The sequence below is a fragment of the Thermobifida alba genome, from assembly GCF_023208015.1.
Taxonomy (GTDB): Bacteria; Actinomycetota; Actinomycetes; order Streptosporangiales; family Streptosporangiaceae; genus Thermobifida; species Thermobifida alba.
On the sequence record NZ_CP051627.1, the window covers coordinates 3,734,805 to 3,756,603 of the forward strand.

The window sequence follows — 21,799 nt, forward strand, 5'->3', positions numbered from 1 at the left end:
GGCGTCATCGCAGGTCAGGAGAGATCACCGCGGCCGAGCGACCGCAGGACGTCCAGGCGCCGCCGGTACTCCTCCTCGTCGATCTCACCGCGGGCGAACCGCTCCGCCAGGGCCTGCTCGGCGGCGCTGGACCGGGCGCCTCCCCGGCCGGTGCGGAACCGCTCCCCCCTGGTGATCGAGCGGAGCAGGGCGACGATGGCCGCGATGAGCAGCAGCCAGAACAGGATCACGGTGACCGTCATGGACACGGCGGCCCAGCCGCCCATTCCGTAGCCGTACTCCCAGTGCATCCCGATCATCCCCTTCGGCCCTCGTGGTCTCTGCTGCCCGGACGGGACGGGTTCACCGGGTCGAAGGACCCGTGCCCCGCGGACCTAGGGCACGGACCGTCCGGGGCGGGGCGGATCGCCGCGGGCGGCCGGGTAGTCGCGGGCGGTCTCGGGTAGTCGCGGGCGTACGGCACGAACCCGAGGAGGTGGCCGAGGTGTCCGAGTCCGCAGTTCCTACCCGGCACTACCCGCTCCACGTCAGCGGCACCCTCGACCCGGGGGTGAGCCGCTGGCTGTGGCTGGTCAAGTGGCTGCTGGCGATCCCGCACTACGTCGTGCTGTTCTTCCTGTGGATCGCGTTCGCCGTGCTGACCGTGGTCGCGTTCTTCGCGATCCTGTTCACCGGCCGCTACCCGCGCGGCCTCTTCGACTTCAACGTCGGGGTGCTGCGGTGGAGTTGGCGGGTCACCTTCTACGCCTACGGGGTGCTGGGCACCGACCGCTACCCGCCGTTCTCCCTCTCGGCGGACGTGGACTATCCGGCGCGGCTGGACGTGGACTATCCGCAGCAGCTGTCGCGGGGCCTGGTCCTGGTGAAGTGGTGGCTGCTGGCGATCCCGCACTACCTGCTGGTGTCGGCCTTCGCCTCCAGCGGTATGCGGACGTACGGCGGGTCGGGCGGAACCCACGAGGGCGCCCGGACCGCGATGGAGGGCAGCCAGTGGATGACGCAGGTCGGACCGCCCAGTCTGATGAGCCTGCTGGTGCTGTTCGCGGCGATCGCGCTGCTGTTCACCGGCGGCTACCCGCGCGGCCTCTTCGACTTCCTGCTCGGCCTGCACCGCTGGGGGCTGCGGGTGGTCGCCTACGCGACGCTGATGACCGACCACTATCCGCCGTTCCGGCTCGACCAGGGCGGCCCCGATCCGACCTCGTCCACCGGTCCGCAGCAGACCGGACCGACCATGTGATCCAGGGCATACGCGGCAGGGGTCGCGGGTAGCCGGACCGCACTCCGACAGTGACACACGAGGAGGAGCGGTGAAAGCGGTCGTCTACAAGGAGCCCTACAGCGTGGCCGTCGAGGAGGTGGACGACCCGCGGATCGAGGCGCCCACCGACGTCGTCGTCCGGATCACCACGGCGGCGATCTGCGGTTCCGACCTGCACATGTACGAGGGGCGCACCGGCGCCTCCCCCGGCATGGTGTTCGGGCACGAGAACATGGGCATCGTCGAGGAGGTCGGCTCGGGCGTCGTGGGCATCCGCCCGGGCGACCGGGTGGTGCTGCCGTTCAACGTGGCGTGCGGGTTCTGCAAGAACTGCCTGGCGGGCAAGACCGGGTTCTGCCTGACCGTGAACCCGGACTTCGCGGGCGGCGCGTACGGCTACGTGTCCATGGGCCCCTACCCGGGCGGGCAGGCCGAGTACCTGAGGGTGCCGTTCGCGGACTTCAACTGCCTGAAGCTGCCCCCGGGGGACGAGCACGAGGACGACTTCGCGCTGCTCGCCGACATCTTCCCCACCGGCTACCACGCCACCGAACTGGCGCAGGTCGGCACGGGGGAGACGGTGTGCGTGTTCGGCGCGGGACCGGTGGGCCTGATGGCCGCCTACTCGGCGCTGCTGCGCGGCGCCTCCCGGGTGTTCGTGGTGGACCGGGTGCCCAGCCGCCTGGCGCTGGCCGAGCAGATCGGCGCGGTCCCGATCGACTACACCGAGGGGGACGCCGCGATACAGATCAGGGAGCACACCGGCGGCGAGGGCGCCGACAAGGGCATCGACGCGGTCGGCTACCAGGCGACCGTGCCCGAAGGGGAGGAGCAGCCCGCGATGGTGCTCAACACGCTCGTCGACGCGGTGCGCCCCACCGGGATGCTCGGGGTGGTGGGACTGTACGTCACCCAGGACCCGGGGGCCCCGTCGGACAGCGCGAAGCGGGGCGACCTGCTGTTCGCGATGGGCAAGCTCTTCGAGAAGGGCCTGCGGATGGGCACCGGCCAGGCCAACGTCAAGGCCTACAACCGGCAGTTGCGCGACATGATCATCGCGGGGCGGGCCACTCCGAGCTTCGTGGTCTCCCACCGGGTCCCGCTCCAGCGGGCACCGGAGGCCTACCAGCGGTTCGACAAGCGGGAGGAGGGCTGGACCAAGGTCCTGCTCAAGCCCCGCCAGGGCGACTGAGGAGGAGTGCCGTGAGCGTGACACTGGCGCAGGCCCGCAGGGTCATCGAGGCGGGCGAGGCCAAGGCCGCCGAGATCGGCCAGCCGATGAACATCGCGGTGGCGGACGCGGGCGGCAACCTGGTCGCGCACGTCCGGATGGACGGGGCGTGGATCGGCAGCATCGACGTCTCGATCAACAAGGCGTACACGTCGCGGGCGTTCGACATCGCCACGAAGGACCTGGCCGAGCACTCGCAGAGCGGCGGGCAGTTCTTCGGCATCCACGTGTCCAACGGCGGCCGGGTGATGGTCTTCGCGGGCGGGGTCCCGCTGCGGCGGGACGGCGTGGTCGTGGGCGCGGTCGGCGTGAGCGGCGGCACCGGGGAGCAGGACCAGGCGGTGGCCGAGGCGGCGGCCGCGGCCTTCGGGTGAGGCGCCGCGCGGAACGCGGAACAGCGGACCCCGGGGCGGTGCCGCCCCGGGGCTGCTCCGGTCCTTCCCGCGGGCTCACTCGTCGCGGGTGGTGGCGACCGCGGTGTTGCGTCGGATGACGCCGCAGGTCGCCGCCACCGCGCCGCACGCGAGCAGCGGACGCCCGGGGCGTCCCGCCCGCCGCGGGCCCGGGGTCAGGCCGGGGTGAGGATCTTCACCCCGGTGTTCCAGTTGAAGTCCTGCTTCGCCGGGTCGGCCTGGAGCGTCATCATCAGGAACTGGAACCCCTCCAGTTCGCGGGCGCGGCGCAGCGGTCCCACGTCGATGGGGTGCAGCCCCATGGCGTTCACCAGGTCCGCGACCGCCTTCCTGGCGCCGGCGGAGTCGCCCGCGATGAAGACGTCCAGCGGCTGGCCCGCGACCTTCCCCTCGGCCAGGGTCGCGGCGAACGTCGTGTTGAACGCCTTGACCACGGCAGCGCCGTCGGCGGCGAGGCCGGCGATGGTCTCGGCTGCGGAGGTGTCCGGCGGTACGACCAGCGAGTCGAAGGTCGAGACGTCGACGGGGTTGGTGATGTCCACCACGGTCCGCCCGGACAGGGCGTCCCCGTAGGAGACGACGACCTCCTTGGCGGCCTCGAAGGGCAGGGCGAGCACGACGATGTCCCCGTCGGGGGTGTCACCGACGGTTCCGGTGAGGATGTCCCCGCCCAACTGCTCGGCGAGTTCGCGCGCCTTGGTCCGGTCCCGGTCGAGGATCTGGATCCGGCTGCCCGCCGCGACGGCGCGGGTGCCGATCGCCCGGCCCATGCTGCCGGTGCCGATGATCGTGATGCCGGTCATGGTGACCTTCTTCGGAAGCGGTGGAAAGAGTGTGGTCCGCGGCCCGCGGCACCGGCACGGTGGAGCGGGAGCCGCGTGGCTCGTGATCCCCGACTACCCGGGAATGCGCTCCGGTAACGGGCCCGTCCCCCACGCCGGACGGGTGCGGTGGGCCGGCGGCCGCCGGAGTCCGGGCGAAGGGGCACCGGTCCCGCCGACCGGTCAGCGGCCGACGGCGCGGGTACCGTCCGCTGCCGGCCCACCGATCCGGTCGGCGAGGTCCTCCTCGTCGCGCGCCAGGTGGGCGAGCACGGTCTCGCTGATCTCGGCGAGCGCGTCGAGCTGGGCGGGGGTGAGCAGGTCGAGGAACTCGGCGCGCAGCTGAGCGGTGTACTCGGGCGCGGCCTGCTCGATGGCCCGGCGCCCCCGGTCCAGCAGGCAGACCACGGCGCTGCGGGCGTCGGCGGGGTTGGGTTCGCGGCACAGCAGTCCCCGCTGCGCCATACGGCGAACCTGGTGGGACAGGCGGCTCTTCTCCCAGCCCAGGGCGCAGCGCAGGTCCAGGGCCCGCAGTCGGCCCCCGGGGCTGGCGTGGAGGGCGAACAGCACCTCGTAGTCGGCCCAGGACAGTCCGGCGTGCCGGTGGAGGCGCTGCTCCAGGCGCGCCTGGAGCGCGGAGCTCATGCGCTGGTAGCCGGTCCAGGCACGGAGTTCACGCGGATCGAGGGGGGAGCTGTCGCCCATGTCCCCAGAATAGTTGACGGATCATCCAGTTTCCGGGAGGCAGTCGGCGCTATCCGGTGAACCAGTCGGCCGCGGCCGCGCCGAGCAGCGCCGCGCCCGGGCCCGCGGCGAGGTTCGCGCCGGCGTTGAGCAGGGCGCGGCGCCGGTCCCCACCGCGCAGCAGCCGCAGCGTCTCGTAGCTGAAGGTGGAGTAGGTGGTCAGTGCGCCGCACAGGCCGCTGCTGAGCAGCGCCACGGCCGGTGCGGGCAGCGGCAGCGCGGTCAGAGCGCCGGCGAGCAGGCAGCCGAGGGTGTTGACGCACCACGTGCCCCAGGGGAACGCCGTGCCGTGGCGGGCCTGGACGGCGCGGTCGAGGAGGTGGCGCAGCGGCGCTCCGACGGCCGCGCCCGCCGCGACCAGCAGCACCGTCACGTCGCCTCCCGCCGGGCGGCGACCCGGTCGAGCACGGCCGCGGTGGCGGCGCTCGCGGCCCCCGCCGCGGCCAGCGCACCGGCCAGGTTGGCGGCCAGGGCCAGCAGCGCGACCTCCGGCCGGTGGGCGGCGAGGGCGGCTGCGGCGTCGGTGACGGAGGCGGAGAAGGTGGTGTAGCCGCCCAGCACTCCCGTACCGAGAAAGGGGCGGAGCAGCGGGTGGCTTCCCGGTCGGCGTTCGAGGACCTCCATGAGCACGCCGATCAGCGCGCACCCGACCATGTTGACCAGGACCACCGTCCAGTCCACCGAGTCGGGGCGCTGCGGCGACGCGGCGAGGAGGGCGTGGCGGGCCAGCGCGCCCAGCACGCCGCCCGCGGCCACGGTGGCCAGTACCGGCCAGCGGCGCTCCCCGCTCCCGCGCGGCCCGGAGGGGGCGGTCCCGTCCAGGGCGGGGCTGTTCCGGTCGGCCATGCGGCTCCCCTCCGGCGGATCTCCCCGGCGAGGGTACCGCCGCACCGACCCATCCCCGCAAACAGGTTGATACATCATCCAGATCGAATAAAGTTGACTCGTCAACATCAGTGACGTCCGGGGGCGCACGCCACGTCCCGGAAACCTATCGGGGGGCCACCCTTGACCGACTACGGCCACGAACTGCGTTTCGGCACCTTCCTCACCCCGAGCAACCAGGATCCCGAGCGGGTGGTCGGACTCGCCCAGCTCACCGAGCAGGCCGGACTGGACCTGGCCACCTTCCAGGACCACCCCTACCAGTCCGCGTTTCTGGACACCTGGACCCTGCTGTCCTACCTGGCCGCCCGCACCGAGCGGATCAGCCTGGCCGGCAACGTGCTCAACCTGCCGCTGCGCCAGCCCGCCGTCCTGGCGCGCAGCGCGGCCAGCCTCGACCTGCTCAGCGGCGGCCGGATCGAACTGGGCCTGGGCGCGGGCGCCTTCTGGGACGGCATCGAGGCCATGGGCGGGCAGCGCCTCACCCCCGGACAGGGCGTCCGGGCACTCGCCGAGGCCATCGAGATCATCCGCGGGATCTGGGCCGCCGACGAACGCCGCGCGCTGCGCGTCGACGGCGAGCACCACCGGGTGGCGGGCGCCAAACGCGGCCCCGCGCCCGCCCACCCCATCGAGATCTGGCTGGGCGCCTACAAGCCGCGCATGCTGCGCCTGGTCGGCCGCGCCGCCGACGGGTGGCTGCCGTCCGTGCCCTACCTGTCCGGCCTCGACGACCTCGCCCGCGGCAACGCGGTTATCGACGAGGCCGCCGCCGAGGCGGGCCGCTCCCCCTCCGCCGTCCGCCGCCTGCTCAACGTCAACGGCGTGTTCGCCCGGTCGGGCGGCGGCTTCCTCAACGGGCCGGTCGAGCAGTGGGTCGAGGAGCTCGCCGGACTCGCCCTCGACGACGGGGTGAGCGTGTTCCTCCTCGGCACCGACCACTCGGAGACCATCCAGCGGTTCGGCCAGGAGGTGGCCCCGGCCGTCCGGGAACTCGTCGCCGCGGAACGGTCCCGCCCCCGCCCCGCCGAGGCCCCCGGCGCCGTGCTCACCACCGAAGCGCCCGCCCCGCAGGAGCAGGCCCCGCCCGCCGCCCCCGGCCGCGGCCAGTACGAACGCCTCGGCGTCACCCCCACGCCCGACGACGGCACCCGCCTCAGCCCGCGCAGCCGGGAGCTGTGGGACGAGAGCACCCGCCCCACCCGCCCCGAGTCCGGTCCCGACGTCAGCTACGACGACGTCTCCCGCGCCCTCGGCCGGCACCTCATCGACGTCCACGACCAGCTGCGCGCCGAACTCGACCGCCTGCGGGACCTCATCGACCAGGTCCGGGCGGGCACGCTCAGCGCCGGAGACGCCCGCTCGGCCATCAACCAGATGACCCTGCGCCAGAACAACTGGAGCCTGGGCGCCTACTGCGCCTCCTACTGCCGGGTGGTCACCCAGCACCACACCCTGGAGGACACCTCGGTCTTCCCGCACCTGCGCGCCCAGGAGAAGGCGCTGGAGCCCGTCATCGACCGGCTCACCGAGGAGCACCACGTCATCCACCGGGTCCTCAACGACGTGGACAGCGCCCTGGTCGCGTTCATCAACCACCCCGGCGACTTCGCTCCGCTGCAGGAGGCGGTCGACGTCCTCACCGACGTCCTGCTGTCGCACCTGGCCTACGAGGAGCGGGAACTGGTGGAACCGCTGGCCCGCTACGGGTTCTACGCGGGGCAGGTCCGCTCCCTGCGGCGCTGACCTGGCGCGGCGGACGCACCGGAGGGCGGGCCGCCCGGCACGGCCCGCCCTCCGGTCACCGCTGCCCGCGGCGGCTCACCACTCCCAGTCCTCGTCCTGCCGGCGGTGCCGCACCACCGCGACGGGCGAGGTCGCGCGGTGCAGCACCGACTGGCTCACCGAGCCGAGCAGCAGCCCGGCGACGCTCCCCCTCCCGTGGGATCCCACGACGACCAGGTCGGCGTACCGGCCCGCGTCGAGCAGCGCCTGGACGGGGTGCTCGTAGACGACCCGCACCCCCACCGGGACGTCCACGGCCTCCTCGGCGCGGGCCCGGTCGACCAGGTCGTCGATGTACTTCCTGGTGCGCCCCTCGAACACATCGAAGTTCATGGTGTACCCGGCGGCGGACAACGCCATCGGGTCCAGCGGGGCCGGAAGCTGCCAGCCGTGCACCACCGTCAGGGAGCCGTCCATGCGCGCGGCCTCCCGCAGCGCGAACCGCAGCGCCTCGGCGGAGACCTCGGAGCCGTCCACCCCCACCACGACCTGGCAGCCGTGCCTGCGCACGGCGTCCGCGCCCGGCGGGACCACGACGACCGGGCAGGCCGCCCGGGCGCTGACGCCCACACTCGTCGACCCGAGCAGCAGCGAGGCGAGCGCGCCGTGCCCGCGCGTCCCCACGACGAGCAGCTCCGCCGTCGCGGAGACGGCGCTGAGCGTGCTGACCGCCCCTCCCTCGAAGGCCGCGGTCCGCACGGCCAGCTCCGGGCAGGCGGCGTGCGCCCGGTCCTCGGCCCGGACCAGCAGCGCGCTGACGCGCTCCCGGAGGTCCCCGGCCTCCGCGCCGAACGGGTCGACCATCGCGTACACGATCCGCAGCCCCGTGCCGCGCTCCACCGCGGCGCGAGCGGCCCAGTCCAGGGCCCCCCACCCCTCGTCGGAGCCGTCCACCCCCACGACGACTCCGAACCGGGTGTGCTCGCCGTTCCGCTCCACCACCCGCTCCACGCTCTTCGTCGCCACCCGGACCTCCGTCTCCCCGCCGTTTTTCCTCCTCACTCCGTGCTATCCCGAACCGCCGCGGGGCGGACAGTGCCCATCGGAACAGAGCGGGTGGGACGTTCGTCCTTCGCTCCCCCTGCCCCGGAACGCCCCCCGCATCCCCGGCTGGGACCTCGGTCCCGGCCGGTCGGCCCGAACGGCCCGCCATAGGTCCGGCCGCACCGAGCATGATCGGACCGAAAAGGGTTAGTCGCGACTGGTGAGGGACACAGAACCGGGAGGACCTCGTGAACGTCAAGGACCAAAGGGCCCGGGGCGACCTCGGCCGCCGGGTCGCCTACCGCCGCGCCGAACTGGGCCTCTCCCAGGAGGAGCTGGCCGAACGCGCGGGCATGGCCGCCGGCTACATCGACTATCTGGAACGCAATCCGCCCAACCTCAGCCCGGGGGCGCTGTCCCGCCTCGCCGACGCGCTGCGCACCTCCCCGGAGGCGCTGCTGGGAGCGGGCTTCGACGAACCCGAGGGCTCGCAGGTCACCCACGTGCCCCGGCCGAGAATGGAGGAACTGGACTCCCAGGAGTGCCTGGAGCTGATCAAGGCCGGCGGAGTGGGCCGCATCGCCTTCACCGTGCCCGGGGAGTCGGCCCCGACGGTCCTGCCCGTCAACTTCCTCGTCCGCAACGAGACCATCATCTTCCGCACCACGGGATACGGGCTCATCGCCGAACACGCGGCCGACGAGTACATCTCCTTCGAGGTGGACCGGTTGGACGGGGCGACCAGCGAGGGCTGGAGCGTGCTGGTGGTCGGCCGGGCCCGCCCGGTCCGCGACCCGGTGGAACTGGCGCGCCTGCGGGAGACCGCACCGGTCCAGCCGTGGGCGGCCGGGGAACGGGACCTGTTCGTCACCGTCATTCCCAAACGCGTCACCGGACGCCGCATCGCCCACGAACCTCCGAGGTGACTCCCGGTTCGCCCGGTCCGGCGGACCCGCCGGACCCGTCACGCGGCCCCGAGGAGGGTCCGGCGATGCCCGAGGCGCAGCGTCCGATCGTGGCCGGGGTGGACGGCTCCGCCAACGGGGACCGCGCGCTCGACTGGGCCGTGCTCCTGGCGGCCCGTGCGCGGCGGCCGCTGCGCGTGGTGCACGTCCCCGAACCGGGACTGCTGGCCCGCCTCGGCCTGCCGCCGCGGGAGGAGTCCACCGAGCGGCTGGCCCAAGCGGCCCGGGCGCTCGTCGACGACCGTGTCGCACGCGCCCGTCAGGTGGACGCGGACCTCGACGTCCGCGGGGAGGTGCTGGCGGGGTCCCGCGACCGCCTCCTGGAACGGGAGAGCCGCCACGCCCACCTGATGGTGGTCGGCTCCCACGGATACGGCGGAGTGGAGTCGCTGGTGACCGGGTCGGCAACGGCCCACCTGGTGCTCCGCGCCTCCTGCCCGGTGGTGGTCGTCCCGGAGGGGGCGTCCGCGGCCGCGGTCTCCCGCGTGGCGGTCGGCACCGACACGTCACGGGCCTCACACCCCGCCGTCGACCTGGCCTTCGCACTGGCCCGGCTGTGGCAGGCCCGGCTGCGGGTCGTGCTGGCGTGGGAGCCGTCGGTGTTCGCCTGGCCCGAGGAGCGCGGCGGCCCCTGGCCCGCCGACCAGGCGCCGTCCCCGGAGCAGGCCCGCGACCGCGTCTCCCGGCTCCTCGCCGCGCGCCGGGCCGAGTACCCGGACGTGCCGGTGGAGCAGGAGGTCGTGCCGGGCGCGGCGGTCCCGGTCCTGGTCGCCGAGAGCAACCGGGCGGACCTGCTCGTGGTGGGCTCCCAGGGCCACGGGCACGGCATCATGGAGACGCTGAAGGACCTGGGCTCGGTGAGCCGCGGGGTGCTGCGCTACGCGCGCTGCCCGGTGGCGGTCGTCCCGGCGCGCCCCAGAGAGCAGGGCACGTCCAGCGGACGGTCGACCACCCCGCGGACCGGGTAGGAGTAAGAGGGCTGCCCCCGCCGAGGAAGGACGGAAACCGATGGCGGAAACCGCTGACCCGATCCGGGTCTTCCTGGTGGACGACCACGACGTGGTACGGCGCGGCGTCGCGGCCTTCCTGGAGGCGGAGGGCGACATCGAGGTGGTCGGCGAGGCGTCGACCGCCGCCGACGCGATCGCCCGCATCCCCGCGGTACGTCCGGACGTGGCAGTGCTCGACGTGCGCCTGCCCGACGGCAGCGGCGTGGAGGTCTGCCGGGAGGTCCGCTCCCGCCTGCCGGAGCTGGCCTGTCTGATGCTCACCTCCTACTCCGACGACGAGGCCCTGTACCAGGCGGTCATGGCGGGGGCCGCCGGGTACGTGCTCAAGCAGATCCACGGCGCGGACCTGGTGGGCGCGGTGCGCACCGTCGCGGGCGGCGGGTCGCTGCTGGACCCGCAGAGCACGGCCCGCATCATGGAGCGCATCCGCGACCGGTCGGAACGCGAGGACCCGCTGGCGCGCCTGTCGGAGCAGGAGCGCCGCATCTTCGACCTCATCGGCGAGGGGCTGACCAACCGGCAGATCGGCGAACGCGTCTTCCTCGCGGAGAAGACGGTGAAGAACTACGTCTCCAGCATCCTGGCCAAGCTGGACATGCAGCGCCGCACCCAGGCCGCCGCCTACGCGGCCCAGTTGAAGGCGGAGGCGGAGTCCGCCCGACGCCGCACCGAGTAGCACCCGATCCGTTCCCCCGGAGGAGGGGTCATGCCCGGAGTCAACAGCGGACTGATCGTGGCCGCGGTCGACGACACCGACGCGAGCCGCCGCGCCCTCGACTGGGCGGCGCGGGAGGCGCGGCTGCTGCGGCGGAGGCTGCGCGTGGTGCACGCGTTCGACTGGCCGCTGCGCCAGCGCGTGCCGCACAGCGCGCGCGGGTTCGACCTGGACGAGTTCGCCCTGGACGACTACGCCCGGCGGGTGGTGCACGAGGCCGTGGACCGGGTGCGGAAGCGGGAGCCCGAGGTGGAGGTGGACGCGCTGCACGTGGTCGGCGCGGTCGCCCCCACCCTGCTGCAGCAGTCCGAGGGGGCGCACCTGATCGTGGCGGGCTCCCGGGGGCTGTCGGGGGTGCGCGCGGTGGTGCTCGGCTCGGTCGGCCTCCAGCTCGCGGCGTTGGCGGAGTGCCCGGCCGTCATCGTGCCCGACCGGGAGACGGGGGCGCCCACCGGCCGCGTGGTGGTGGGCGTGGACGGCTCCCCGGCGGCGCTGGCCGCGGCGGACCGGGCGTTCGCGGCGGCCGACGCACGGAGGGCGACGCTGCGGGCGGTGGCCGTGGCGGGCCGCTCCTCCCACGGGGTGTTCGCCGCGATGGAGGCCCCCGAGGTCCTGAACGACCCGGAACGCGCGGCGGCCCTGGCGGAGGCCCGCCGCCGCCTCTCGGAGTCCCTGGCCGGCCTGCGGGAGCGCCACCCGGACGTGCACGTGGAGGAGGAGGTGCTGACCGGCCACCCCGCCGAGGTGCTGATCGCCGAGTCGCACTACGCCGACCTGGTGGTGGTCGGCTCCCGGGGCCGCGGCGGCTTCACCGGCATGCTGCTGGGCTCGGTCAGCCAGACCCTGCTGACCCACACGTACTGCCCGGTGATGGTGGTCCACGCGAGGAAGCGCTGACCGGCGACGCCGTCGAGAGGACCGACCCCGGCTCGGGGAATCCCGTGCCGGTCAAAAGAAGGATGGTCGCGCTCCGCCACCCCACATCCGATGGTCTTGACAAAAACCGGCCATGACCTGCGATTTCATGCCCGCTCGTGTCAAGATCACGGCGGTTTCCACGGTGTCCACAGACGCCCAGCGTGTCGGGCTTTCTTCCACAACCTCCACACCGTAGTATCTAGACAGTCTAGGCTTTTCGGATGTGAAGGTGATAGCGATGCACTGGCAGATCCAGGAAGCCAAGCAGAGATTCAGCGAACTCGTCCGCAGCGCCAAGACCGAGGGGCCGCAGATCGTCACCCGGCACGGCGAGGAAGACGTCGTGGTCCTCGATATCGAGGAGTACCACCGGCTGATCGGCCGGACCCAGGACTTCAAGGAATTCCTGTTCTCGGGCCCGAGCATGGACGACCTGGACCTGTCTCGACCGACCGACCACCCGCGCGAGATCGACCTGGGAGACGAGGCGTGAAGTACCTCGTCGATACCAATGTCATCTCCGAGATACGCAAGCCGAACTGCCATCCGAGTGTGCGCCGGTGGCAGGAGACGGTGTCCTCGGCCGACCTCTATCTGAGTGTGCTCGTCGTGGGCGAAATCGCACGCGGCATCGCGCGGCTGAGAGCACGCGACCCCCGCCAGGCCGCCGTGTTCGAGGACTGGTTGGAACGTCTACGGATCGGCTACGCCGACCGCCTCCTTCCCGTCACCGACGCTGTAGCCGTCGAGTGGGGACGGATGAGCTTCCCCGACCCGCTTCCCACGGTCGACGGCTTACTGGCAGCGACCGCGAAGGTCTACGGGATGACTCTGGTGACCCGCAACACCAAAGACTTCCCTCCGGGCGTTCCGGTCCTCAATCCCTTTGAGGAAGGACCGTCCTTCTGACCCCGGCCTTGCAGCGATCCTGTCCCTAGGGCCATTTTCGACCACGCCGATGGCCCTGGGGACAAGGCAGTGTGCCCAGGCGTGCGCCGCGTGTTCAGCGGCGGGCCAGTGCCCGGCGGACCGCCTTCTCGGCCTCGACCACCACCAGGACGCCGGCCGCCACCGGCACCAGGCGCCACCACGCGGCGGCCTCCAGCGGCTCCACCCGCAGCAGGACCTGGGTGGGCGGAAAGTACAGCGCCGCCACGTGCAGGGCGACCGCGGCGGCCGTCGCCACCGCCAGGAACGGGTTGTGGTGCGGCGGCACCCGCAGCACCGACTGGGTGGCCGAACGGGCGTTGCCCGCCTGGAACGCCATGAACACCACCATCGTCGTCAGCGCCGCCGTCTGCGCCGCCGTCAGCGACCCGCTGCGCTGCCACTCCCACCAGAACATCGCCAGCGTGCCGACCGCCATCACCGCACCGGTCACCCCGATCCGCTGCCACAGCAGCGCCGACAGGATGCCCTCCCCGCTGGACCGCGGCGGCCTGCGCAGCAGGTCCGGCTCGGCGCGCTCGAACACCAGGGCGATGTCCTGCACGCCGCTGGTCACCAGGTTCAGCCACAGCAGCTGGGCGGGCACCATGAGCAGCGGCCACCCCATCAGGGTGGAGGCGGTCAGCGCCAGGATCATCGCCGCGCCGGTGGACACCAGGAAGAACACGGCGCGCCGGATGTTGTCGAAGGTGACGCGCCCCTCCTCCACCGCGTGCACGATCGTGGTGAAGTCGTCGTCGGCGAGCACGATGTCCGCGGCCTCCCGCGCCACGTCGGTGCCGCCCCGGCCCATCGCCACCCCCACCGACGCCGCCTTCAGCGCGGGCGCGTCGTTGACGCCGTCCCCGGTCACCGCGACCACCTCGCCGTCGGCCTCCAGCGCCCGCACCAGCCGCAGCTTGCCCTCCGGGGGGATGCGGGCGTAGACGTCCACGTCCGCGACCGCCGCGCGCAGCCGCCCGTCGTCCAGGCCGGCGATCTCGTCGTGGGTGAGCACGGGCGCGTCCGGCTCGCAGATGCCCAGCTCCGCGGCGATCGCGCGGGCGGTGGCCCCGTGGTCGCCGGTGATCATGACCACCCGTATCCCCGCCTCGTGGCAGGCCCGCACCGACTCGCGCACCCCCGCGCGCGGCGGGTCCATGATGCCGACCAGGCCGAGCAGCACCAGCCCCGACGGGTCGTGCGGGTCGACCGGCGCCGCCCCCGGCTCGTACGGCCTGCTCACCGCCAGCGCCAGCAGCCGCAGCCCCTGCGCGGCCATCCGCTCCCCCGCCGCGTGCAGGCCGTCGGGGCGCACCGGTTCCGTGCCGGACTCCGCCACCTGGGCGTCGCACATCGCCAGCACCCGTTCGGGGGCGCCCTTGACGAACAGGACCTCCCGGTCCCCCCAGCGGCGGGCCGTGGCCGAGAAGCGGCGGGCGGGTTCGAAGTGCACCTCCGCCGTCTTCGGGAACACCGCGTCACGGGCCGCGTGCAGCAGTCCCGCGTCGTGGGCCGCGTCCAGCAGCGCCACCTCGGTGGGGTCGCCGCAGGCCTGGTCCGTCCCCTCCTCGGCGCGCGTCCGGGCCTCGTTGGTCAACGCCCCGCACAGCAGCACCAGGTGGTAGGGGTCGACGTGCTCGGGGTCGGCGGCGGCGACGTCGTGCCGGTACGGGCGGACCGCGGCCGGACCGGTCTCGCCGTCCACCGGCGTCCACAGCCGCCGCACCGTCATCCGGTTCTCGGTGAGGGTGCCCGTCTTGTCCGACCCGATGACGGTGGCGCTGCCCAGCGTCTCCACCGCGGGCATCCGCCGCACGACGGCGTTGCGCCGCGCCATCCGGGTCACCCCGATCGCCAACGCCACGGTGAGCACGATCGGCAGGCCCTCGGGCACCGCCGCGACCGCGAGCGCCACCGCCACGAGGAGCAGCTCCACCGGGTCGCCGCCCCGCAGCAGCCCGAGCGCCATCACCGCCAGCGCGGAGACCAGCGTCGCGAGCGCGATGATCCGCGACAGCCGGCCCATCCGCTCCTTGAGGGGGGTGGCCGTCTCCGGTTCGTCCTTGAGGAGTCCGGCGATCGCGCCGAGTTCGGTCCCGGCGCCCGTGGCGTACACCACGCCCGTGCCGCGTCCGCTGACCACCATCGTCCCCGCATACCCGACACCGGGACGGTCCCCCAGGCCCGTCTCCGCGGCCACCGTCTCGGTGGACTTGCCGACCGGTTCGGACTCCCCGGTCAGCATCGACTCGTCGACCTCCAGGGCGTGCGCCTCCACTAGGCGGATGTCGGCCGGTACGCGGCTGCCCGACTCCAGCAGCACCACGTCCCCCGGCACCAGGGAGGCGCTCGCCACCTCCAGGCGGCGGCCTCCCCGGACGACCCGGGCGTGCGGCTGGCTCAGGTTCGTCAGCGCCCGCACCGCCTGCTCGGCCCGGCGTTCCTGAACGAACCCGATGGCCGCGTTGACCAGCAGCGCCGCCGCGATCACCGAGGCGTCCAGCCACTCCGCGAGGACAACGGTGAGCGCGAGGGCGAACAGCAGGATGGCGATGACCGGGCTGGCGAACTGGCGCAGGAACACCGCGACCGCCGACGGCGGCGGCGCCTCCTCCAGCGTGTTGGGACCGTGGCGTTCCAGGCGGCGGCGCGCCTCCTCGTCGCTCAGGCCGTCGGGGGCCGTCCCCAGCGCGGCGAACACCTCCCCGACCGGGACGGCGTGCCACTTCCGGTCCCGTACCGCAGGCCCGGTCATCCGGCCCTCCCCCCGGAACCGGAGCGGCCCCGCCCCGCCGGTGCGCCGCCGGCACTCACCGGACGGGCACCACCATGACCGGGCGGGTCGCGTTGTGCAGCAGACCGTGGGCGACCCGGCCCAACGCCAGCCGGGTGATCCCCCGACTGCTGTGCGCCCCCACCACGACGAGGCGGGCCGTCCGCCCCGCCTCGGTGAGGGCGACCACCGCGGGGGCCTCCACGACGTCGCGGACCACGGCGACGTCCGGGTAGCGCTCCTCCCACGGCCGCAGTTCCTCTTCCAGTTCCCGGGCCTGTGCGGCCTCCACCGCCTCGGGCTCGTACAGCAGCGGCCGCATGCCCGCGGACGGCAGGATCGGCTCCGACCAGGCCCGTACCGCGCGCACCCGCTTGCCGCCCAGTGTGGCCGCCTCGAACGCCTCCGCCAGCACGTGGTCGGACCGGCGGGTGCCGCTCACCCCCACCACGACCTCGGTGTCCTCCTCCGGGACCGTTCCGGTGACCACCACGGTCGGCACCGGCGCGTGCGCCGCCACCCGGTAGGCCACGGAACCGATCCGCAGTCCCGGGAAACCGCCCCGGCCCCGCAGGCCGACCACCACCATCGCGGCGTCCCGGGCCTGCCGCAGCAGCGCCGACACCGGGGAGTCCACGATCACGGAGTCGACGACCTCCAGGCCGGACGCCGTCTCCAGGGCGCGTTCCCGGGCGGTGCGCACGACGCCCTGCGCCTCCTCCCGGATCGCTTCCGGGGGCCAGCCGAACGCGGCCTCCGCCACGGGCATCACGTAGGCGCTCACCAGGGACAGCCGGTAGTGCCGCCGTTCGGCTTCGCGGGCCGCCCACACGACGGCGTCCAGCGCCTCCGCGGACCCGTCGACCCCGACCAGGACCGTTCGCTCCATGCCGACCTCCGATTCCCGCTTCCGTCCGACCTGTCACCGCCGCCGGCCCGGCCGCTCCGGGCCGCGGGCCCCGCCCGCCGACACCGCGGTCCCGCGACCTCGGAGGCGACGGCCTCGGCCGCGCGGTACGAGGGTCCGGCCTCCGCGGGACGTAAGGCACTACCGAAAAAGGTGTTGCGAGTCGCACAGTGGTGGGCAGAAGGCGATGAGAGCGGACTACCCGGCCCGGGGGGTGGCATGCGTCCGGTGTGGCGCGGGGGCCGGACGCCTTCCGCCGCGTGGCCGGTCCGCCAGGTTCCGGGGGGAGTGGAACAGCATGGGCAGCACCGTCGTCCGTGACGTCATGACGGCCGAACCGCCCTCGGTGACCGAGGACGCCAGCTTCAAGGACATCGTCAGAACCCTGGTGAGGCACCGGGTGAGCGCGCTGCCGGTGGTGGACCGGGAGGGTCTGGTCGTCGGCGTGGTGTCGGAGGAGGACCTGCTCCACAAGGAGGAGTTCACCGGCGACGACGACTACTCGCCGCCGCTGCGCGCCCGGCTGCGCGCCCGGCTCAGCGGCGTGGGACCGCACGCGGGGAGCAGCGCGGCCAAGGCCGCGGCCAACCGCGCCGACCAGTTGATGTCGCACCCCGCGATCACCGTCTTCCCGGACACCCCGGTCACGCAGGCCGCCCGGACGATGGAGCGGCACGGCGTGAAGCAGCTGCCGGTGGTGACCGACGGCAACCGGCTCGCCGGCATGGTCACCCGCCGCGACCTGCTGATGGTGTTCCTCCGCGACGACGAGGACCTCGCCAAGGAGGTGCACGCCGAACTGGTGGAGACCATCCGGCCGGTGCGGGGGGAGCCCCCCGCCCTCTCCGTCGACGACGGCGTGGTCACCCTGTGGGGAACCGTGGAACGGCGCAGTCTGGCCCAGACCCTGGTGCGGCGGGTCGGCCACCTGGAGGGAGTGGTGGACGTCGTCAGCGACCTGGACTGGCGCATCGACGACGTCGTCCCCGAGTACGTGCACTGGCGCGGTGACTCCTGGTGAGGCGGCGCCGCACGCTCCCGTCCGCCTGCCCGGCACCGTGGTGGAGGTGACTCATGGCCGCTGCAGAGGAGATGTCCGCCTGGATCGTCGACCGCCCCGGCCCGCTCGCGGCGGGTCCGCTGCGCCGGGTCGTCCGGGAAGTGCCGCGGCCCACGGGCCGGGAACTGCTCGTCCAGGTGGAGACGTGCGCGGTGTGCCGCACCGACCTGCACCTCGCCGAGGGCGACCTGCCGCCGAAGCGTCCCGGCACGGTTCCCGGCCACGAGGTGGTCGGCCGGGTGGTCGCCCGCGGCCCCGACGCCCGCACCGTGCCCGACGGCACCCGCGTGGGCGTCGCCTGGCTCCGCTCCACCTGCGGCGAGTGCCGGTACTGCCGGCGCGGGGCGGAGAACCTCTGCCCGGACTCCACCTACACCGGGTGGGACGCCGACGGCGGGTACGCCCAGTACCTGACCGCCGACGAACGCTACGTCCACCCGCTTCCCGAGGGGCTTTCCGCGCGCACCGCCGCTCCGCTGCTGTGCGCCGGGATCATCGGCTACCGGGCGCTCAACCGCGCCGAACTGCCCGAGGGCGGCGTGCTCGGCCTCTACGGCTTCGGCGCCTCGGCGCACCTCGCGGCGCAGGTCGCCGTGGCGCGCGGGGCCACCGTGCACGTCATGACCCGGTCCCCGCAGGCCCGGGCCCTCGCCTTGGAGCTGGGCTGCGCCAGCGCCACCAACGCCTACGGCGCCCCGCCCGAACCCCTGGACTCGGCGATCCTGTTCGCCCCGGTCGGCGACCTCGTGCCGATTGCGCTGCGCGCACTCGACCGGGGCGGCACCCTGTCGGTGGCGGGCATCCACCTCACCGACATCCCCGCGCTCGACTACCGGCGCGACCTGTTCCAGGAACGCACCCTGCGCAGCGTCACCGCCAACACCCGCGCCGACGCCCGCGAGTTCCTCGCCTTCGCGGCCGAGCACCCGCTGACCGTGGCGACCACCCCGTACCCGTTCGACCGGGCCGACCAGGCGCTGGCCGACCTCGCCGCCGACCGGGTGAACGGCGCCGCCGTCCTCACCGTCCCCCGGTGACCGTGCCGGCGTTCCCCGGCCGCCGGCACGGCGGTGCGTGCCGTCCGCGGTCCGCGTTCCGGCGGCCGCGGGCGACGCCGCCGCGGCCGTACCCGAACGACCTGAAGGGAGCGTGGTGGCGGTGAACCACCGAACCAGGGCAGTCCTCCCCCTCGACCGGATCGCCGCGGTGATCCTCGACATGGACGGGGTGATCACCGACACCGCGTCGGTGCACGCCGCCGCCTGGAAACGGGCCTTCGACGAGTTCCTCCTCGACCTGTCCCGCAGCGGCGGACCGCGGTTCCGGCCGTTCGACCTCGCCGAGGACTACCGCAGGCACGTCGACGGCAGGGCGCGCTCCGACGGGGTGCGCGCCTTCCTCGCCTCGCGCGGCCTCGCCCTGCCCGAGACCGCGCCGCCCGACCGTCCCGGGACCATCACCGTGTCCGCGCTGGGGGACCGCAAGGACCGCTACTTCAGGGACTACGTCGACCGGTACGGCGTCACCGCCTACCCGGGCACGGTGCGTCTCGTCCGCCGGCTGCGGGAACGGGGGGTGGCCACCGCGGTGGTCTCGGCGAGCCGCAACTGCGCCGCGGTGCTGCGGGCCGCGCGGGTCTCGGACCTGTTCGACGCGCGGGTCGACGGCGTCGACGCGGCCCGGCTGGAACTGCCCGGGAAACCCCACCCCGCCCTGTTCCTGGAGGCGGCCCGCCGTCTGGGCGTCTCCCCCGACGACGCGGTGGTGGTGGAGGACTCCCTCGCCGGGGTCGAGGCGGGGCGGCGCGGGGGCTTCGCGCTGGTCGTCGGGGTGGACCGCGCGCACCAGCGCGCCGAGCTGCGCGCGCGGGGGGCGCACGTGGTCGTGGCCGACCTGGCGGAACTGGAACTCGCCGGGGCGGAGGTGTCCCCGTGAGCCCGTGGCTGCTGCGCTACGACGGATTCGACCCGGCCTCCGAGGGCCTCCGGGAGGCGCTGTGCACCCTCGGCAACGGCTACCTCGCCACGCGGGGCGCGGCCCCCGAGGCCCGGGCCGACGGCGTGCACTACCCGGGCAGCTACCTCGCGGGCTGCTACGACCGGCTCACCTCCGTGGTCGTCGGCCACGAGGTCGTCAACGAGGACCTCGTCAACATCCCCAACTGGCTTCCGTTCACCTTCCGCGCCGCCGACGGGCCGTGGCTGGGCGACGGCGCCGACGTCACCGGCCAGCGGCTCGAACTGGACCTGCGGCGCGGCGTGCTGACCCGCACCGGCGTGGTCGTCGACGGGCGGGGGCACCGTACCCGGCTCGTCCAGCGCCGCCTCGTCTCGATGGACGAGCGGCACGTCGCCGCGTTGGAGACCACCCTGGTCCCGCAGGACTGGGAGGGCACGCTGACGGTCCGGACGGGCCTGGACGGGCGCGTCACCAACTCCGGGGTGGCCCGCTACCGGGACCTCGACGGCGCGCACCTGCGCCCCGAGGGGAGCGGGGGCGACGAGGAGGGACGGATGTGGCTGCGGACCCGCACCGCCACCTCGCGCATCGAGATCGCGGTGGCGGCCCGCACCGCGGTCGTCCGGGGACCCGCCCCGCGGGCGGTGCGCGTGACCTCCCACGACGACCTGGTCGAGCAGGAGTTGGAGATCCCGGTGTCCCGGGGCGGGCAGGTCACCGTGGCGAAGACCGTGGCGGTGCACTCCTCCCGCGACCGCGCGGTCAGCGACTGCCTGGACGCGGCGCGCGACACCGCCGCGCACGCCGCCGGCTTCGACGGCCTGCTGCGCCGCCACGCCGCCGCGTGGCGGCGCCTGTGGCAGGCGTCCGACGTGGAGGTCGACGACACCGAGCAGCTCCGGGTGCTGCGCCTGCACCTGTTCCACCTGCTGCAGACGCTGTCGCCGCACACCGCGGACCTCGACGTCGGCGTGCCCGCCCGCGGCCTGCACGGGGAGGCCTACCGGGGCCACGTCTTCTGGGACGAACTGTTCGTCCTCCCTTTTCTCAACACCCGGTTCCCGCAGGTCGCGCGGGCTCTGCTGCGGTACCGGTGGCGGCGTCTGCCGCAGGCGCGGGCCGCGGCCCGCGCCTGCGGGCACCGCGGCGCCATGTTCCCCTGGCAGAGCGGCAGCGACGGCCGCGAGGAGACGCAGCTGCTGCACCTCAACCCGAGGTCGGGACACTGGCTGCCGGACAACTCCCGCCTGCAGCGCCACGTCGGCCTCGCCGTCGCGTACAACGTGTGGCAGCACTACCAGGCCACCGGCGACGTGGACTTCCTCCTCGACTTCGGTGCGGAGCTGCTGCTGGAGGTCGCCCGGTTCTTCGCCTCCCTGGCCACGTTCGACCGTGCGCTGAACCGCTATGTGATCCGCGGCGTCATGGGGCCCGACGAGTACCACGAGGGGTACCCCGACCGGGACGGGCCCGGGCTGGACGACAACGCGTACACCAACGTCATGACGGTGTGGGTGCTGCGCCGCGCCCTCGACGTCCTGGCGGTGCTGCCGGAGCGGGAACGGGCGGAGCTCCTGGAGCGCCTGGAGGTGGGCTTCGACGAACTGGAGCTGTTCGAGGACGTCCGCGTCCGGATGCGGGTGCCCTTCCACGACGGGGTGATCAGCCAGTTCGCCGGCTACGAGGACCTCGCCGAACTGGACTGGGCACGCTACCGGGACACCTACGGCGACATCCACAGGCTCGACCGGATCCTGGAGGCCGAGGGCGACTCCTGCAACCGGTACAAGGCGTCCAAGCAGGCCGACGTACTCATGATCTTCTTCCTGCTGTCGCCGGAGGAGTTCGCCGACATCCTGTCCGACCTGGGCTACGCGTACGATCCCGGGCTCGTCCCGCGCACCGTCGAGTACTACCTGGCGCGCACCTCCCACGGCTCCACGCTCAGCGCGGTCGTGCACGCCTGGGTCCTGGCCCGGGTCGACCGCGCGGCCTCGTGGCGGTTCTTCGTGGAGTCGCTGCGCTCCGACATCGACGACGTGCAGGGCGGCACCACCGCCGAGGGCATCCACCTGGGGGCGATGGCGGGCACCCTGGACCTGCTCACCCGCTGCTACCCCGGCCTGGACCTGCAAGACGGGGTGCTGCGTCTCGACCCGGAGCTGCCCGTCGGACTCGACCGCCTCTCCTTCGTCCTGCGCCACCGCGGCCACCGGGGCCTGCGGCTGCGCTGCCACGGCAGGCGGGTGCGGATCACGGTTCCGCCGTCGACCGCTCCGCCCGTCACGGTGGAGGTAGGGGGGCGCACCGTCCGCGTTCCGGCGGGACACGACCGCGTGCTGTCCCCGGCCCCCGGCGACCGGTGGGACGGAGGTCCCTGCCGGTGACCTCCTTGGCCTCTGGACGGGTGTCGCCCCGCCCGGTTGGCTGGGTAGTGG

22 protein-coding genes are annotated in these 21,799 nt (G+C 73.8%); 14 read left to right on the top strand and 8 right to left on the bottom strand.

The annotated features are described in order from the left end of the window. Positions 1–14 precede the first annotated feature (14 nt). The gene (locus FOF52_RS16565) at positions 15–299 is read right to left on the bottom strand and encodes an SHOCT domain-containing protein (protein ID WP_248590843.1); all 285 of its coding nucleotides are present in this window, start codon (positions 297–299) and stop codon (positions 15–17) included. Positions 300–484: 185 nt separating this feature from the next. Between FOF52_RS16565 and FOF52_RS16570 the strand changes: the two genes are divergently transcribed. The 3 genes from FOF52_RS16570 to FOF52_RS16580 all read left to right on the top strand — a co-directional run bounded on the left by FOF52_RS16570 (position 485) and on the right by FOF52_RS16580 (position 2,866). Continuing rightward, positions 485–1,240 (top strand): DUF4389 domain-containing protein, encoded by a 756-nt coding sequence (locus tag FOF52_RS16570; RefSeq protein WP_248590844.1) that lies wholly within the window; start codon positions 485–487, stop codon positions 1,238–1,240. A 70-nt stretch (positions 1,241–1,310) separates the two neighbouring features. Then, a complete protein-coding gene (locus tag FOF52_RS16575) occupies positions 1,311–2,453 on the top strand; it encodes a glutathione-independent formaldehyde dehydrogenase (protein ID WP_248590845.1) in 1,143 nt (380 codons plus the stop codon). An 11-nt stretch (positions 2,454–2,464) separates the two neighbouring features. Next, a complete protein-coding gene (locus FOF52_RS16580) occupies positions 2,465–2,866 on the top strand; it encodes a GlcG/HbpS family heme-binding protein (protein WP_248590846.1) in 402 nt (133 codons plus the stop codon). A 194-nt stretch (positions 2,867–3,060) separates the two neighbouring features. Here the strand turns inward: FOF52_RS16580 and FOF52_RS16585 are convergent, their stop codons facing one another. The 4 genes from FOF52_RS16585 to FOF52_RS16600 form a co-directional block, all read right to left on the bottom strand. Then, complete coding sequence (locus tag FOF52_RS16585) at positions 3,061–3,708, bottom strand: NADPH-dependent F420 reductase (protein ID WP_248590847.1); 648 nt, start codon at positions 3,706–3,708, stop codon at positions 3,061–3,063. Between the two features lie 201 nt (positions 3,709–3,909). Further along, positions 3,910–4,431 carry a MarR family winged helix-turn-helix transcriptional regulator gene (locus FOF52_RS16590; RefSeq protein WP_248590848.1) on the bottom strand — a complete coding sequence of 174 codons (522 nt, stop codon included), beginning with the start codon at positions 4,429–4,431 and terminating at the stop codon, positions 3,910–3,912. Between the two features lie 49 nt (positions 4,432–4,480). Beyond that, positions 4,481–4,843: a fluoride efflux transporter FluC gene (locus FOF52_RS16595; RefSeq protein WP_248590849.1), complete on the bottom strand. Its 363-nt coding sequence runs from the start codon at positions 4,841–4,843 to the stop codon at positions 4,481–4,483. Continuing rightward, positions 4,840–5,316 carry a fluoride efflux transporter FluC gene (locus FOF52_RS16600; protein WP_248590850.1) on the bottom strand — a complete coding sequence of 159 codons (477 nt, stop codon included), beginning with the start codon at positions 5,314–5,316 and terminating at the stop codon, positions 4,840–4,842. Before FOF52_RS16600 ends, FOF52_RS16595 begins: the two co-directional genes overlap by 4 nt. A gap of 162 nt (positions 5,317–5,478) precedes the next feature. Between FOF52_RS16600 and FOF52_RS22050 the strand changes: the two genes are divergently transcribed. Then, complete coding sequence (locus FOF52_RS22050; RefSeq protein ID WP_341849691.1) at positions 5,479–7,101, top strand: LLM class flavin-dependent oxidoreductase; 1,623 nt, start codon at positions 5,479–5,481, stop codon at positions 7,099–7,101. A gap of 75 nt (positions 7,102–7,176) precedes the next feature. Here FOF52_RS22050 and FOF52_RS16615 read toward each other — a convergent pair whose 3' ends face one another. Then, the gene (locus FOF52_RS16615; protein WP_248590851.1) at positions 7,177–8,106 is read right to left on the bottom strand and encodes a universal stress protein; all 930 of its coding nucleotides are present in this window, start codon (positions 8,104–8,106) and stop codon (positions 7,177–7,179) included. A 266-nt stretch (positions 8,107–8,372) separates the two neighbouring features. Between FOF52_RS16615 and FOF52_RS16620 the strand changes: the two genes are divergently transcribed. From FOF52_RS16620 to FOF52_RS16645, 6 genes are all read left to right on the top strand, one after another. Then, positions 8,373–9,050 (top strand): helix-turn-helix domain-containing protein, encoded by a 678-nt coding sequence (locus FOF52_RS16620; RefSeq protein WP_248590852.1) that lies wholly within the window; start codon positions 8,373–8,375, stop codon positions 9,048–9,050. Between the two features lie 65 nt (positions 9,051–9,115). Further along, entirely contained in the window at positions 9,116–10,057 is a 942-nt protein-coding gene (locus FOF52_RS16625) for a universal stress protein (RefSeq protein ID WP_248590853.1), read from the top strand. Positions 10,058–10,097: 40 nt separating this feature from the next. After that, positions 10,098–10,775, top strand: coding sequence for a response regulator transcription factor (locus FOF52_RS16630; protein ID WP_248590854.1), 678 nt, complete (start codon positions 10,098–10,100; stop codon positions 10,773–10,775). A 30-nt stretch (positions 10,776–10,805) separates the two neighbouring features. Further along, entirely contained in the window at positions 10,806–11,711 is a 906-nt protein-coding gene (locus FOF52_RS16635) for a universal stress protein (protein ID WP_248590855.1), read from the top strand. A 259-nt stretch (positions 11,712–11,970) separates the two neighbouring features. Beyond that, complete coding sequence (locus FOF52_RS16640) at positions 11,971–12,225, top strand: type II toxin-antitoxin system Phd/YefM family antitoxin (protein WP_248590856.1); 255 nt, start codon at positions 11,971–11,973, stop codon at positions 12,223–12,225. After that, on the top strand, positions 12,222–12,641 hold the full coding sequence (locus FOF52_RS16645; protein ID WP_248590857.1) for a type II toxin-antitoxin system VapC family toxin: 420 nt from the start codon (positions 12,222–12,224) through the stop codon (positions 12,639–12,641). Before FOF52_RS16640 ends, FOF52_RS16645 begins: the two co-directional genes overlap by 4 nt. Before the next feature lie 94 nt (positions 12,642–12,735). Here the strand turns inward: FOF52_RS16645 and FOF52_RS16650 are convergent, their stop codons facing one another. Beyond that, entirely contained in the window at positions 12,736–15,417 is a 2,682-nt protein-coding gene (locus FOF52_RS16650) for a cation-translocating P-type ATPase (protein WP_248590858.1), read from the bottom strand. A 55-nt stretch (positions 15,418–15,472) separates the two neighbouring features. Further along, a complete protein-coding gene (locus tag FOF52_RS16655; protein WP_248590859.1) occupies positions 15,473–16,324 on the bottom strand; it encodes a universal stress protein in 852 nt (283 codons plus the stop codon). Positions 16,325–16,640: 316 nt separating this feature from the next. On the opposite strand from FOF52_RS16655, the gene FOF52_RS16660 reads away from it, so the two are divergent. From FOF52_RS16660 to FOF52_RS16675, 4 genes are all read left to right on the top strand, one after another. Then, positions 16,641–17,363, top strand: a complete 723-nt coding sequence (locus FOF52_RS16660) for a CBS domain-containing protein (RefSeq protein ID WP_248590860.1) — start codon at positions 16,641–16,643, stop codon at positions 17,361–17,363. Positions 17,364–17,416: 53 nt separating this feature from the next. Then, entirely contained in the window at positions 17,417–18,439 is a 1,023-nt protein-coding gene (locus tag FOF52_RS16665) for a zinc-dependent alcohol dehydrogenase family protein (protein WP_248590861.1), read from the top strand. Between the two features lie 121 nt (positions 18,440–18,560). Then, complete coding sequence (locus FOF52_RS16670; protein ID WP_282573586.1) at positions 18,561–19,337, top strand: HAD family hydrolase; 777 nt, start codon at positions 18,561–18,563, stop codon at positions 19,335–19,337. Then, complete coding sequence (locus tag FOF52_RS16675) at positions 19,334–21,748, top strand: glycoside hydrolase family 65 protein (RefSeq protein WP_248590862.1); 2,415 nt, start codon at positions 19,334–19,336, stop codon at positions 21,746–21,748. The genes FOF52_RS16670 and FOF52_RS16675 overlap by 4 nt, the downstream gene beginning before the upstream one ends. Positions 21,749–21,799 lie beyond the last annotated feature (51 nt).